The 13,544-nt window shown below is 59.9% G+C and carries 13 protein-coding genes; 11 read left to right on the top strand and 2 right to left on the bottom strand.

Features of this window, described 5'->3' with window-relative positions; genetic code table 11:
* The first annotated feature begins 43 nt into the window (after positions 1–43).
* From glmU to WCL58_RS21655, 10 genes are all read left to right on the top strand, one after another.
* Positions 44–1,417 carry a bifunctional UDP-N-acetylglucosamine diphosphorylase/glucosamine-1-phosphate N-acetyltransferase GlmU gene (gene glmU, locus WCL58_RS21700; protein ID WP_038876038.1) on the top strand — a complete coding sequence of 458 codons (1,374 nt, stop codon included), beginning with the start codon at positions 44–46 and terminating at the stop codon, positions 1,415–1,417.
* A 152-nt stretch (positions 1,418–1,569) separates the two neighbouring features.
* The gene (glmS, locus tag WCL58_RS21695; protein ID WP_060424377.1) at positions 1,570–3,399 is read left to right on the top strand and encodes a glutamine--fructose-6-phosphate transaminase (isomerizing); all 1,830 of its coding nucleotides are present in this window, start codon (positions 1,570–1,572) and stop codon (positions 3,397–3,399) included.
* A gap of 336 nt (positions 3,400–3,735) precedes the next feature.
* The gene (gene pstS, locus WCL58_RS21690; RefSeq protein WP_038876034.1) at positions 3,736–4,776 is read left to right on the top strand and encodes a phosphate ABC transporter substrate-binding protein PstS; all 1,041 of its coding nucleotides are present in this window, start codon (positions 3,736–3,738) and stop codon (positions 4,774–4,776) included.
* Positions 4,777–4,867: 91 nt separating this feature from the next.
* Complete coding sequence (gene pstC / locus WCL58_RS21685; protein WP_004933822.1) at positions 4,868–5,824, top strand: phosphate ABC transporter permease PstC; 957 nt, start codon at positions 4,868–4,870, stop codon at positions 5,822–5,824.
* A gap of 1 nt (position 5,825) precedes the next feature.
* On the top strand, positions 5,826–6,716 hold the full coding sequence (gene pstA, locus WCL58_RS21680) for a phosphate ABC transporter permease PstA (RefSeq protein WP_019455481.1): 891 nt from the start codon (positions 5,826–5,828) through the stop codon (positions 6,714–6,716).
* 54 nt (positions 6,717–6,770) lie between these two features.
* Entirely contained in the window at positions 6,771–7,541 is a 771-nt protein-coding gene (gene pstB / locus WCL58_RS21675; protein ID WP_016929614.1) for a phosphate ABC transporter ATP-binding protein PstB, read from the top strand.
* A gap of 11 nt (positions 7,542–7,552) precedes the next feature.
* Positions 7,553–8,287 (top strand): phosphate signaling complex protein PhoU, encoded by a 735-nt coding sequence (gene phoU, locus WCL58_RS21670; protein WP_016929613.1) that lies wholly within the window; start codon positions 7,553–7,555, stop codon positions 8,285–8,287.
* Between the two features lie 168 nt (positions 8,288–8,455).
* Positions 8,456–9,295 carry an ABC transporter substrate-binding protein gene (locus WCL58_RS21665; RefSeq protein WP_019455482.1) on the top strand — a complete coding sequence of 280 codons (840 nt, stop codon included), beginning with the start codon at positions 8,456–8,458 and terminating at the stop codon, positions 9,293–9,295.
* An 81-nt stretch (positions 9,296–9,376) separates the two neighbouring features.
* Entirely contained in the window at positions 9,377–10,090 is a 714-nt protein-coding gene (locus WCL58_RS21660; RefSeq protein ID WP_336851592.1) for an amino acid ABC transporter permease, read from the top strand.
* 1 nt (position 10,091) lies between these two features.
* Complete coding sequence (locus WCL58_RS21655) at positions 10,092–10,832, top strand: amino acid ABC transporter permease (protein WP_049200565.1); 741 nt, start codon at positions 10,092–10,094, stop codon at positions 10,830–10,832.
* On the opposite strand, the gene yieH is transcribed toward WCL58_RS21655, so the two are convergent.
* A complete protein-coding gene (yieH, locus tag WCL58_RS21650) occupies positions 10,829–11,497 on the bottom strand; it encodes a 6-phosphogluconate phosphatase (RefSeq protein ID WP_060424370.1) in 669 nt (222 codons plus the stop codon). The genes WCL58_RS21655 and yieH overlap by 4 nt on opposite strands.
* A 46-nt stretch (positions 11,498–11,543) precedes the next feature.
* Entirely contained in the window at positions 11,544–11,948 is a 405-nt protein-coding gene (locus WCL58_RS21645) for an NUDIX hydrolase (protein WP_060424368.1), read from the bottom strand.
* A gap of 235 nt (positions 11,949–12,183) precedes the next feature.
* On the opposite strand from WCL58_RS21645, the gene WCL58_RS21640 reads away from it, so the two are divergent.
* Positions 12,184–13,521, top strand: a complete 1,338-nt coding sequence (locus WCL58_RS21640) for an NCS2 family permease (RefSeq protein ID WP_028128066.1) — start codon at positions 12,184–12,186, stop codon at positions 13,519–13,521.
* Positions 13,522–13,544: the final 23 nt, after the last annotated feature.

Below are 13,544 nucleotides of genomic sequence, written 5' to 3'. Positions count from 1 at the left end.
CGGTTTTACTTTCGTCTATCAAAATGGAGTTATCAGGTTGCTTATGTCGAACAGCGCAATGAGCGTGGTTATCCTCGCCGCGGGCAAGGGAACACGCATGTATTCCGATCTTCCCAAGGTCTTACATCCGTTGGCCGGCAAGCCGATGGTGCAACACGTCATTGATGCCGCGATGAAACTGGGCGCGCAACATGTCCACCTGGTATACGGCCACGGCGGCGATCTGCTGAAGAGTACGTTGACTGACGGCGCGCTGAACTGGGTGCTGCAGGCCGAGCAACTGGGTACCGGCCATGCGATGCAGCAGGCCGCGCCGCACTTTGCCGACGATGAAGACGTGCTGATGCTGTACGGTGACGTGCCGTTGATCTCCGTGGATACGCTGCAACGCCTGCTGGCGGCCAAGCCACAGGGCGGTATCGGGCTGCTGACGGTCAAGCTGGACGATCCGAGCGGTTATGGCCGCATCGTGCGGGAGCAGGGCAACGTAGTGGGCATCGTCGAACACAAGGATGCCAGCGAGGCGCAGCGCCAGATTAACGAGATCAATACCGGCATCCTGGTGGCGAACGGGCGCGATCTGAAGCGCTGGCTGGGGATGTTGAATAACGACAACGCACAGGGTGAGTTCTACATCACCGATATCATTGCGTTGGCCCATGCCGACGGCAAGAAAATCGAAACCGTGCACCCGTCGCGTTTGAGCGAAGTGGAAGGCGTGAACAACCGCCTGCAGCTGGCGACCCTGGAGCGCGTCTTCCAGTCGGAACAGTCTGAAAAGCTGCTGTTGGCCGGCGTGATGTTGCTGGATCCGGCGCGTTTCGATCTGCGCGGGGAACTTGTTCATGGCCGCGACATCACTATTGATGCGAATGTGATTATCGAAGGTCACGTCAAGCTGGGCGACCGGGTGAAAATCGGCGCCGGCTGCGTGCTGAAAAACTGCGTGATTGGCGATGACTGCGAGATCAGCCCTTACAGCGTGCTGGAAGACAGCGTGCTGGAGGCTGACTGCACCGTGGGGCCGTTCGCCCGCCTGCGCCCAGGCGCGGAGCTGGCGGCAGGGGCTCACGTCGGCAACTTCGTGGAAATGAAAAAGGCGCGTCTGGGTAAAGGCTCCAAGGCTGGCCACCTCAGCTATCTGGGCGATGCCGAAATCGGCGATGACGTGAATATCGGCGCCGGCACCATCACCTGCAACTACGATGGCGCCAACAAGCACAAGACGGTGATCGGCGACGGCGTATTCGTCGGTTCCGATACTCAGCTGGTGGCGCCGGTGTCGGTCGGCAAAGGCTCCACCATCGCCGCCGGCACCACGGTGACGCGCGATATCGCCGAGAACGAACTGGTGCTGAGCCGCGTCAAGCAGGTGCACATTCAGGGCTGGCAACGTCCGGTGAAGAAGAAGTCATAGTGTGTTTTTCGTTGGGCTCCGTTCACGAGCCCAATACAAAACATAATAACCCCCACCATCTACAGGCTCGGGGGACGCACGGTAAAAACCGGCAAAAATCAGGTCAAGGCATCGAAAGCGCCCATGAAGGGCGTTCATTAGGAATACAACTGATGTGTGGAATTGTAGGCGCAGTAGCGCAACGTGATATCGCAGAAATCCTGTTGGAAGGTTTACGCCGTCTCGAGTACCGCGGTTATGACTCCGCCGGTCTGGCGGTGGTCGACGCGCAGGGCAACGTCAGCCGCCTGCGCCGCGTAGGCAAGGTGCAAAAACTGGCCGAAGCAGCGGAGCAGACCGATCTACACGGCGGTACCGGCATCGCTCACACCCGTTGGGCAACGCACGGTGAACCGACCGAGGCGAACGCGCACCCGCATGTTTCCGACTACATTACCGTGGTGCATAACGGCATCATCGAAAACCACGAACCGCTGCGCGAACTGCTGATCGAACGCGGTTATCGCTTCAGCTCCGAAACCGACACCGAAGTGATTGCGCACCTGGTGCACTGGGAACAACTGCAGGGCGGTACGCTGCTGGAAGTGGTTCAGCGCGTGATCCCACAGCTGCGCGGCGCCTACGGCACCGTGGTGATGGACAGCCGCGATCCGAGCGTATTGGTCGCGGCGCGCTCCGGCAGCCCGCTGGTTATCGGCCGCGGCGTCGGGGAAAACTTCATTGCTTCCGATCAGCTGGCGCTGCTGCCGGTCACCCGCCGCTTCATCTTCCTGGAAGAAGGCGACGTGGTGGAAGTGACGCGCCGCACCGTCAACATCTTCGACAAGCAGGGCAACGCCATCGAGCGCCCTGAGATCGAATCCCAGGTGCAGTATGACGCCGGCGACAAGGGCGCTTACCGTCACTACATGCAAAAAGAGATCTACGAACAGCCGCTGGCGCTGAAAAACACCCTGGAAGGGCGTTTCAGCCATGGCCAAATCAACCTGAGCGAGCTGGGCCCGCGCGCCGATGAGCTGTTGGCCAAGGTGCAGCACGTGCAGATCATCGCCTGTGGCACTTCTTACCACTCCGGTATGGTGGCGCGTTACTGGTTCGAAGCGCTGGCCGGCGTGCCGTGCGACGTCGAGATCGCCTCCGAGTTCCGTTACCGCAAATCGGCGGTGCGTCCGGGCAGCCTGATCATCACCCTGTCGCAGTCCGGCGAAACCGCCGATACCCTGGCGGCGCTGCGCCTGTCCAAAGAGCTGGGTTATCTCGGTTCGCTGGCCGTTTGTAACGTTGCGGGCTCTTCGCTGGTGCGCGAATCCGATCTGGCGTTGATGACCAAGGCCGGCACGGAAATCGGCGTAGCCTCGACCAAGGCCTTCACTACGCAGCTCACCGTGCTGCTGATGCTGGTGGCGCGCCTGGGCCGCCTGAAAGGCATGGCAGAAAGCGTGGAGCAGGAGATCGTGCACGGCCTGCAGGCGCTGCCGGCGCGCATCGAGCAGATGCTGTCGATGGATAAAGAGATCGAAGCGCTGGCGGAAGGTTTCTCCGACAAGCACCATGCGCTGTTCCTCGGCCGCGGCGATCAGTATCCGATCGCCATGGAAGGGGCGCTGAAGCTGAAAGAGATCTCCTATATTCACGCTGAAGCTTATGCGGCGGGGGAGCTGAAACACGGCCCGCTGGCGCTGATCGATGCCGACATGCCGGTGATCGTCGTGGCGCCGAACAACGAACTGCTGGAAAAGCTGAAGTCCAACATTGAAGAAGTGCGCGCGCGCGGCGGCCAGCTGTACGTGTTCGCCGATCAGGATGCCGGCTTCGTCAGCAGCGAAGGCATGACCATCATTCCTCTGCCGCACGTCGAGGAAATCGTCGCGCCGATCTTCTACACCGTGCCGTTGCAGCTGCTGTCTTACCATGTGGCGCTGATCAAAGGCACCGACGTTGACCAGCCGCGCAACCTGGCGAAGTCTGTCACCGTAGAGTAATCTGCCGCAGGTAAACTGCAAAAGCCGGCCTTAGCGCCGGCTTTTTTCATGAGCAACGCGAAAGATAACAGCGGCGCCGATTCAGGGATAAACGTTGTCATATTCAAGCGGATAGGGCGTGGCCAAACGGTTTTTTTATTGCTTGTCAATTGCGCTGTTTTCAATATAACAAATTGATTTTAATATAAATCAATACCCCTAAAACGCACTGTAATATAACTGTCATATTGCGTACATTTTTCTGTCACCAAACTGTCCTATTTTCCCTCCTGCAGCAATACTTACTCTGATTAAAACGACTCGAAGTCGATTTTAAATATCCCATTAGGAGGGATTATGAAACTGATGCGTACCACCGTCGCCAGTATTGTGGCAGCGACCTTCTCCCTGACCGCCGTGTCCGCGTTCGCTGCTGCCAGCCTGACCGGTGCAGGTGCGACATTCCCCGCTCCGGTTTACGCCAAGTGGGCAGATTCTTATCAGAAAGAAACCGGCAACAAAGTTAACTATCAGGGCATCGGCTCCTCTGGCGGCGTGAAGCAAATCGTGGCCAACACCGTTGACTTTGGCGCCTCCGACGCCCCGCTGTCTGACGACAAGCTGGCGGCTGACGGCCTGTTCCAGTTCCCGACCGTGATCGGCGGCGTGGTGCTGGCCGTGAATATTCCGGGCATTAAATCCGGCGAACTGACGCTGGACGGCAAAACCCTGGGCGATATCTACCTGGGCAACGTCAAAAAATGGAACGATCCGGCTATCACCAAGCTGAACCCAGGCGTGAAACTGCCTGACCAGAACATCGCCGTGGTACGCCGCGCCGACGGTTCCGGCACCTCGTTCGTGTTCACCAGCTACCTGTCCAAGGCCAACGCGCAGTGGAAAGAAAAAATTGGCGCCGGTTCTACCGTTAACTGGCCGACCGGTCTGGGCGGCAAAGGCAACGACGGCATCGCCGCCTTCGTTCAGCGTCTGCCTGGCTCTATCGGCTACGTAGAATACGCTTACGCCAAACAGAACAACCTGGCTTACACCAAGCTGGTTTCTGCCGACGGCAAACCGGTCAGCCCGACCGAAGAGAGCTTCAGCAACGCGGCCAAAGGCGTGGATTGGAGCAAGACCTTCGCTCAGGATTTGACAGACCAGAAAGGCGACAACGTGTGGCCAATCACCTCCACCACCTTCATCCTGGTGCACAAAGAGCAGAAAAACCCTGCTCAGGGCGCCGAAGTGCTGAAGTTCTTCGACTGGGCCTACAAAACCGGCGGCAAACAGGCTAACGAGCTGGATTACGCCACCCTGCCGAAAGAAGTGGTTGAGCAGGTGCGCGCGGCCTGGAAAACCAACGTAAAAGACAGTTCAGGTAAAGCGCTGTACTAACAACGCAGGGGCGCGGGTTCGCCGCGCCCCACACAGTTCTTCAGGCTCCGATCCCGGTTGGGGCTGACAGGGTTCAAACAGAGAGTAATCTATGGCTGAGTACAAGCCGACCATCAAAGCACCGGGCAAAAACGGTGACATCATTTTCAGCGCGCTGGTGAGACTGGCTGCGCTGATTACCCTATTGTTGCTGGGCGGCATTATCGTTTCGCTGATCTTCGCCTCCTGGCCAAGCATGCAGAAATTCGGCTTCGCTTTCCTGTGGACCAAAGAGTGGGACGCGCCGGCGGAGCAGTTCGGCGCGCTGGTGCCGATCTACGGTACCGTGGTCACCTCGCTTATCGCGCTGATCATCGCCGTGCCGGTGAGCTTCGGCATCGCGCTGTTCCTGACCGAACTGGCGCCGAACTGGTTGAAGCGGCCGCTGGGCATCGCCATTGAGCTGCTGGCGGCCATCCCGAGCATCGTCTACGGCATGTGGGGTCTGTTCGTGTTCGCCCCGCTGTTCGCCGAATACTTCCAGACGCCGGTGGGCGAAGTGCTGTCGGGCATTCCGATCGTCGGCGAGCTGTTCTCCGGCCCGGCCTTCGGCATCGGCATTCTGGCCGCCGGGGTGATCCTGGCGATCATGATCATTCCTTACATCGCCGCGGTCATGCGCGACGTGTTCGAACAGACGCCGGTGATGATGAAAGAGTCGGCCTACGGCATCGGTTGCACCACCTGGGAAGTCATCTGGCGTATCGTGCTGCCGTTCACCAAAAACGGCGTCATCGGCGGCGTGATGTTGGGCCTGGGCCGCGCGCTGGGGGAAACCATGGCGGTGACCTTTATCATCGGTAACACCTACCAGCTCGACAGCGCTTCGCTGTACATGCCGGGCAACAGTATCACCTCGGCGCTGGCCAACGAATTCGCCGAAGCCGAGTCCGGCGTGCACACCGCCGCGTTGATGGAGCTGGGTCTGATTCTGTTTGTTATCACCTTTATCGTGCTGGCGCTGTCGAAACTGATGATCATGCGTCTGGCCAAGAATGAGGGGCGTTAACATGGCGACGATGGATATGCAAAACGCAGTCGTTCTGGCGGAAAGCCGCCGCAAAATGCAGGCCTGGCGCCGGCAGAAAAACCGCCTCGCGCTGTTCCTGTCGATGGCGACCATGGCGTTCGGGCTGTTCTGGTTGATCTGGATCCTGATCGCCACCGTCACCAAAGGCTTCGACGGTATGTCGCTGGCGCTGTTCACCGAAATGACCCCGCCGCCGAATACCGCGGGCGGCGGCCTGGCCAACGCCATCGCTGGCAGCGGCCTGTTGATCCTGTGGGCGACCATCTTCGGTACGCCGCTGGGCATCATGGCCGGCATCTACCTGGCGGAATACGGCCGTAAATCCTGGCTGGCGGAAGTGATCCGCTTTATCAACGATATCCTGCTGTCCGCACCGTCGATCGTGGTGGGCCTGTTCGTTTACACCATCGTGGTGGCGAAGATGGAACACTTCTCCGGCTGGGCCGGCATCGTAGCGCTGGCGCTGCTGCAGGTGCCGATCGTCATTCGCACCACCGAAAACATGCTGAAGCTGGTACCGGATACGCTGCGCGAGGCCGCGTACGCCCTGGGTACGCCGAAATGGCGCATGATTTCCGCCATCACGCTGAAGGCGTCGGTGTCCGGCATCATCACCGGCGTGCTGCTGGCGATTGCGCGCATCGCGGGGGAAACCGCACCGCTGCTGTTCACCTCGCTGTCGAACCAGTTCTGGAGCACCGACCTGATGCAGCCGATCGCCAACCTGCCGGTGACCATCTTCAAATTCGCCATGAGCCCGTTCGCCGAATGGCAACAGCTGGCCTGGGCCGGGGTGCTGTTGATCACCCTGTGCGTACTGTTACTGAATATCCTGGCGCGCGTGATTTTCGCCAAGAAAAAGCATTCATAAAATTTTGAGCGCCGCTTTGGCGGCGCTGATGAAAAGAGAGAAGTCTTGATGAGTATGGTTACTGACGCTTCCAGCAGCAAAATTCAGGTACGCGATCTGAACTTCTACTATGGCAAATTCCATGCGCTGAAGAACATCACGCTGGATATCGCCAAAAACAAGGTCACCGCGTTTATCGGCCCGTCCGGCTGCGGCAAATCCACCCTGCTGCGCACCTTCAACAAGATGTATCAGCTGTACCCGGAACAGCGTGCGGAAGGCGGCATCCTGCTGGACGGCCAGAACATCCTGACCGACAACTCGGATATCGCGCTGCTGCGCGCCAAGGTCGGCATGGTGTTCCAGAAGCCGACGCCGTTCCCGATGTCGATTTACGACAACATCGCCTTCGGCGTTCGCCTGTTTGAAAAGCTGTCGCGCGCCGATATGGACGAGCGCGTGCAGTGGGCGCTGACCAAGGCGGCGCTGTGGAACGAAACCAAGGACAAGCTGCACCAGAGCGGCTACAGCCTCTCCGGTGGCCAGCAGCAGCGTCTGTGCATCGCCCGCGGCATCGCCATTCGTCCGGAAGTGCTGTTGCTGGATGAGCCTTGCTCGGCGCTGGATCCGATCTCCACCGGCAAGATTGAAGAGCTGATCAGCGAGCTGAAGGCCGACTACACCGTGGTGATCGTGACGCACAACATGCAGCAGGCGGCGCGCTGCTCCGACTCTACCGCATTTATGTATCTGGGCGAGCTGATCGAGTTCAGTGATACTGATAACCTGTTCACTGCGCCGCAGAAAAAGCAGACTGAAGACTACATCACTGGCCGTTATGGTTGATAGGAAGCATCATGGATAACCTGAATTTAAACAAACACATTTCCGGCCAGTTCAACGCAGAGCTTGAGCATATCCGCACCCAGGTGCTGACCATGGGCGGGCTGGTGGAGCAGCAGCTGACTGACGCTATCACCGCGATGCACAATCAGGATGGCGAGCTGGCCAAGCGCGTGATCGAAGGCGACGCCAAGGTCAACATGATGGAAGTGGCGATCGACGAAGCCTGCGTGCGCATCATCGCCAAGCGCCAGCCAACCGCCAGCGATCTGCGCCTGGTGATGGCGATCATCAAAACCATTTCCGAGCTGGAGCGCATCGGCGACGTGGCGGACAAAATTTGCCGCACCGCGCTGGAAAAGTTCTCGCACCAGCACCAGCCGCTGTTGGTCAGCCTGGAATCGCTGGGGCGCCACACCGTGCAGATGCTGCACGACGTGCTGGACGCCTTCGCGCGCATGGATCTGGACGAGGCGATCCGTATCTACCGTGAAGATAAAAAGGTCGACCAGGAGTATGAAGGCATCGTGCGTCAGCTGATGACCTACATGATGGAAGACTCACGCACCATTCCCAGCGTGCTGACCGCGCTGTTCTGCGCCCGTTCTATCGAGCGCATCGGCGACCGCTGCCAGAACATCTGCGAATTTATCTTCTATTTCGTCAAAGGGCAGGACTTCCGTCATTTGGGCGGTGACGCCCTGGAAAAGCTTCTCTCTCCGGGCGGTAAAGACGAAAAGGCCGACTAACCCTTTCCGGGTAATATCCTTCAAAGGCGCGGTTTCCCGCGCCTTTATTCCATCTTAAGCGCGTAAAGATAAAAAGGTTATAAATATAGCTTTTTATATTATTTCCTGACCTATGTGGCGCTTGCTAGCTTATCCGCCAGCAGGACATCAACCACTTAGGAGCTTTCTATGAAACATCGCGCTTTGGCCTTAACGTTGTTAGCCAGTCTGACCGGCCTCGCCGCCGGCGCCGCGCACGCGGACAAACTTGACGATATCAAGCAAGCCGGCGTGGTGCGTATCGCGGTGTTCGACAGCAACCCGCCGTTCGGCTACATCGATCCGCAGAGCAAGAAGCTGGTGGGCTACGATGTGGACGTCGCCGATGCGATCGGCAAAGCGCTGGGGGTAAAAGTGGAGCTGCGCGCCACCAACCCGGCCAACCGCATTCCGTTGCTGGTGTCGAAGAAGGTTGACCTGATCGCCGCCAACTTCACCATTACCGACGAGCGCGCCAAGGAAGTGAACTTCAGCGTGCCGTACTTCGCCACCGGCCAGAAATTCATCGCCCGCAAAGGCGTGCTGAAAACCCCGGAAGACATCAAGAAGCTGCGCATCGGCGCGGATAAGGGCACGGTGCAGGAAATCACCCTGCGCGAGCGTTTCCCGACGGCGAAAGTGATCTCTTATGATGACACCCCGCTGGCGTTTGTGGCGCTGCGTAACGGCAACGTGCAGGCGATCACTCAGGACGACGCCAAGCTGGTCGGCCTGCTCGGCAACCTGCCGGCGGCGCAGAAGGCGGAGTTTGAAATTTCGCCGTTCAGCCTGACCAAAGAGTACCAGGGCGTCGGCATTCCCAAGGGCGAAGATCGCCTGACCGCCGCGGTGAACGAGACGCTGATCAAGCTGGAAAAAGACGGCGAAGCGGTTAAGATTTACGATCGCTGGTTCGGGCCGGAAACCCAATCCGCCCAACCGCGCGGTGATTTCAAAATCGCGCCTTTGGATCAGCAACCGAAAGCCTGATTTAACCGCTCGCGCTGAGATCGGCACGGAGGGGCGCAGCTTGCTGCGCCCCTGATGCATTCTGCAAGACAAGGATTGAACATGAACCTGGACTGGCTGCTGGCGCCGCAATACCTGAGCTGGCTGTGGCACGGCTTCCTGCTGACGCTGTGGCTTTCCGCCTGCGCGGGCCTGGCGGCCACGCTGCTGGGCTTTGTGCTGGCGGCAATGCGCGACAGCAGCCTGCGGCCGTTGCGCTGGCTGGCGATGGAGTACAGCTCGCTGTTTCGCAATACGCCGCTGCTGGTGCAGCTGTTCTTCTGGTACTTCGCCGCCGGGCAGATCCTGCCGTCCGCCGCCATGCAGTGGCTGAACAGCTCGCATCAGGTCGGCCCGCTGGAGTGGCCGTCGTTCGAGTTTCTCGCCGGTTTCTTCGGCCTGACGCTCTACTCCACCGCCTTTATCGCCGAAGAGATCCGTTCCGGTATTCGCGGCGTCGCCGGCGGGCAGAAATATGCCGCCCAGGCGCTGGGGCTGACCGGCTGGCAGGCGATGCGCTACGTGGTGCTGCCGCAGGCGCTGAAAATCGCGCTGCCGCCGCTGCTCGGGCAATACATGAACGTGATCAAGAACTCGTCGTTGACCATGGCGATCGGCGTTGCCGAACTCTCTTACGCCTCGCGTCAGGTCGAAACCGAAACGTTGCGCACCTTCCAGGCGTTCGGCGTGGCGACGGTGCTGTATATCGCCATCATCGCGCTGCTGGAAGGCTGGGGCATGTGGTGCCAACAGCGTAAACCGCTGGGAGGACATTGAGATGGATTTCAGCGTAATTCACGATAACCTGGGCTACCTGCTGTGGGGCACCTGGCCGGACGGACCGCTGGGCGGCGCGGCGCTGACGTTGGCGATCAGCCTGATGGCCGGCGTGGCTTCGGCGGTGCTCGGCACGTTATTCGGCGTGGCGCTGGCGATGTCACGCGGCGTCGCTGCCGGATTGCTGGCGGCGGTGCTGGGCTTTTTCCGCGCCATTCCGGTCATCATGCTGATCTTCTGGACCTATTTCCTGCTGCCGATGGTGTTTGGCGTCGAGATCCCGGAAATCACTACCGTGGTGTGCGCGCTGGCGCTGATCGCTTCGGCCTATTTGGCCCATGCGGTGAAGGCCGGCATCGCCGCGATCGGCCCCGGCCAGTGGCAGGCCGGGCTTTCTCTGGGGCTGACCCGTTGGCAGACGCTGCGCATGATCGTGCTGCCGCAGGCGCTGCGCATGATGGTGCCGTCGTTCATTAACCAGTGGATCTCCCTGATCAAGGACACCTCGCTGGCTTATATCGTCGGCGTTGGCGAACTGACCTTCCTGGCGACCCAGGTCAACAACCGCAGCATGGTTTACCCGATGGAAGTGTTCCTGTTCGTGGCGCTGGTCTATTTCGTGTTCTGCCTGGCGCTCGATCTGCTGGCCAACGCGGTTAACCGCCGCTTCGGCGCGCAAACCCGCGCGCTGAAGCGGTCCTGGCGCTGGTGGCGCAACAAGCCGCCGTTGCCGGCCAGTTAATCGGCCGTCAGTCGCCAGCCGCGTTCGCGCCACAGCGCCGGCAGCTGGGCCAGGTCGTCGAACGTCGTCACCAGCGGGTGGTCGATCGGCGGGTTATGCGGATCGGCGCAGAAGTAAAAGACCGGAATGCCGGCGTTGATGCCGGCCTGGGCGCCGGCGGGCGAATCGTCCACCAGGATGCAGCGCGCCACCGGCACCTGCATCCGTTCGGCGGCGTGAAACACGATCGCCGGATCCGGCTTCCAGCGCTGAATGTCATAGCCGCTGAACAACCGGTCATCAAAATAAGGCAGCATGCCGGTCAGGCCGAGCGAGTGCTGCATCTTGCTGACCGGCCCGTTGGAGACGGTGCAGACAGGCACCGTCACCTGCGCCAGCAGCTCGCGGGCGCCGGCAATCTGCTGTAATTCGCTGTCGAACAGCCGCGCCACCTCCTGCCGATACAGCGGTTCCAGCGCCTCTTTTGCCAGGTTAGTGCCCTGCTCGGCGTTGACCCGATCGATGATCTCGTACAGCTTCACCCCTTTGTATTTCTTGAACACCTCTTCCAGCGACAGGTGAATGCCGTATCGGGCGAACATGTGCACATAGGCTTTGCTGCACAGCACTTCGCTGTCCACCAGCGTGCCGTCGCAGTCGAACAAAATGCAGTCAATCTGATTCATGCGGGACAGGTTCCTTCGGGTTAACGCCGCTGAGGCCGCTCAGCGATCACTTGATCAGGTTACGCGCCTTAAGATCGTGCAAAATCAGCGCGGCGACGTGTGAGCAGTGCGGCAAATCGCGGCTGTCGCACCACCTGAGTTCGGCGATTTCGGCGGCCGGCTGCAGCTGCCCGGTAAAGTCGGCCTGATAGCAGCGAATGCGCACCTGGGTGCCGTCCTGCTTGCCGTCCGCCGGGCCGGTGAACTCGCCGTAAAACGCGATGGAGCTCGGCAGCAGCGCCACGGTCAGCTCTTCGTCGATTTCGCGGCACAGCGCCTGTTCGTCGGTTTCACCCGCTTCGCGTTTACCGCCCGGGACATAAAACAGCGTCTTATTGTGTGAACGCACCAGCGCCACTTTGTCATCTTTCAGCGTAATTAACGCGAGCTTATCGATAAAGGTCGAAGACATGCGGATTCCTGTTTTTTTAGCGGGTAGGGTAAGAGATGCGATAGGCCATTTTATCGGCCGTGCCGGCAAACGGCAACGCAGCGGGCGGGAACGGGGGATGAAAGCCTGTAAATACAAGCCGTTGACGCGTTTAGCCGTAAAGACGGCGAAAAAAACCTGTGACCGGCGTCAAAAGCCCCACTTTTTGTTATAGGATAGCCGGCGACTGTCCATTCCCATTTTCGGAATTCTGATAATGACCAAACCAGTATCTGGCCTTGACGCTGAGCAAGGCTTGCTTGGGCGCGTGTTTAAACTCAAGCAACATGGCACGACGGCGCGTACGGAAACGATTGCCGGTATCACCACCTTCCTCACCATGGTGTATATCGTGTTCGTTAACCCTCAAATTTTGGGCGCGGCGGGCATGGATACCCAGGCGGTATTTGTCACTACCTGTTTGATCGCCGCCTTCGGCAGCATCTTTATGGGCCTGCTGGCGAACCTGCCGGTGGCGCTGGCGCCGGCGATGGGCCTGAACGCCTTCTTCGCCTTCGTGGTGGTCGGGGCGATGGGCATCTCCTGGCAGGTGGGCATGGGCGCCATCTTCTGGGGAGCGGTCGGCCTGCTGCTGCTGACCATTTTCCGCATCCGCTACTGGATGATCGCCAACATTCCGGTCAGCCTGCGGGTCGGCATCACCAGCGGCATCGGTCTGTTCATCGGCATGATGGGGCTGAAAAACGCCGGCATCGTAGTGGCCAACCCGGACACGCTGGTGACCATCGGCAGCCTGACTTCGCACAACGTGCTGCTGGGCGCGCTCGGCTTCTTCATCATCGCCGTGCTCTCTTCGCGTAACTTCCACGCGGCGGTGCTGGTGTCGATCGTGGTCACCACCCTTATCGGCTGGATGCTGGGCGACGTGAAATACGGCGGCCTGTTCTCCCTGCCGCCGAGCATCACCTCAGTGGTGGGCCAGGTCGACGTGGCCGGTGCGCTGAACATCGGGCTGGCCGGGGTTATTTTCTCGTTTATGCTGGTGAACCTGTTCGACTCTTCGGGCACCCTGATCGGCGTTACCGATAAAGCCGGCCTGACCGATAGCCAGGGCAAGTTCCCGCGCATGAAGCAGGCGCTGTACGTCGACAGCATCAGCTCGGTGGCCGGTTCGCTGGCGGGCACCTCTTCCGTGACCGCTTACATCGAAAGCTCTTCCGGCGTCGCCGTCGGCGGCCGCACCGGTTTGACGGCGGTGGTCACCGGCCTGCTGTTCCTGCTGGTGATCTTCCTGTCGCCGCTGGCGGGCATGGTGCCGGCTTACGCCGCCGCCGGCGCGCTGATCTACGTCGGCGTGCTGATGACCTCCAGCCTGGCGCGGGTGAAGTGGGACGATCTGACCGAAGCGGTACCGGCGTTTGTTACCGCGGTGATGATGCCGTTCAGCTTCTCGATCACCGAAGGTATCGCGCTCGGCTTTATCTCCTACTGCGTGATGAAGCTCGGCACCGGCCGCTGGCGTGAAATCAGCCCGTGTGTGGTGGTGGTGGCGCTGCTGTTCGTGCTGAAGATCGTCTTCGTCGACGGCCATTGACCGCCAAAGGGCCGGCGCCTGCC

Origin of the sequence: Serratia sp. TMDUHS_CL (assembly GCF_037137105.1) — a bacterium.
In the GTDB taxonomy this organism is placed as follows: Bacteria; Pseudomonadota; Gammaproteobacteria; order Enterobacterales; family Enterobacteriaceae; genus Serratia; species Serratia nevei.
Note: the sequence above shows the minus strand (reverse complement) of the source record. Positions and strands in the feature narration are given on the sequence as shown.

Coding starts and splice junctions, on each gene's coding strand:
- pstB (WP_016929614.1), top strand. CDS start 6,771: ATGGTTACTGACGCTTCCAGCAGCAAAATTCAGGTACGCGATCTGAAC.
- pstC (WP_004933822.1), top strand. CDS start 4,868: ATGGCTGAGTACAAGCCGACCATCAAAGCACCGGGCAAAAACGGTGAC.
- pstS (WP_038876034.1), top strand. CDS start 3,736: ATGAAACTGATGCGTACCACCGTCGCCAGTATTGTGGCAGCGACCTTC.
- glmS (WP_060424377.1), top strand. CDS start 1,570: ATGTGTGGAATTGTAGGCGCAGTAGCGCAACGTGATATCGCAGAAATC.
- WCL58_RS21660 (WP_336851592.1), top strand. CDS start 9,377: ATGAACCTGGACTGGCTGCTGGCGCCGCAATACCTGAGCTGGCTGTGG.
- WCL58_RS21665 (WP_019455482.1), top strand. CDS start 8,456: ATGAAACATCGCGCTTTGGCCTTAACGTTGTTAGCCAGTCTGACCGGC.
- pstA (WP_019455481.1), top strand. CDS start 5,826: ATGGCGACGATGGATATGCAAAACGCAGTCGTTCTGGCGGAAAGCCGC.
- WCL58_RS21640 (WP_028128066.1), top strand. CDS start 12,184: ATGACCAAACCAGTATCTGGCCTTGACGCTGAGCAAGGCTTGCTTGGG.
- WCL58_RS21645 (WP_060424368.1), bottom strand. CDS start 11,948: ATGTCTTCGACCTTTATCGATAAGCTCGCGTTAATTACGCTGAAAGAT.
- glmU (WP_038876038.1), top strand. CDS start 44: ATGTCGAACAGCGCAATGAGCGTGGTTATCCTCGCCGCGGGCAAGGGA.
- phoU (WP_016929613.1), top strand. CDS start 7,553: ATGGATAACCTGAATTTAAACAAACACATTTCCGGCCAGTTCAACGCA.
- WCL58_RS21655 (WP_049200565.1), top strand. CDS start 10,092: ATGGATTTCAGCGTAATTCACGATAACCTGGGCTACCTGCTGTGGGGC.
- yieH (WP_060424370.1), bottom strand. CDS start 11,497: ATGAATCAGATTGACTGCATTTTGTTCGACTGCGACGGCACGCTGGTG.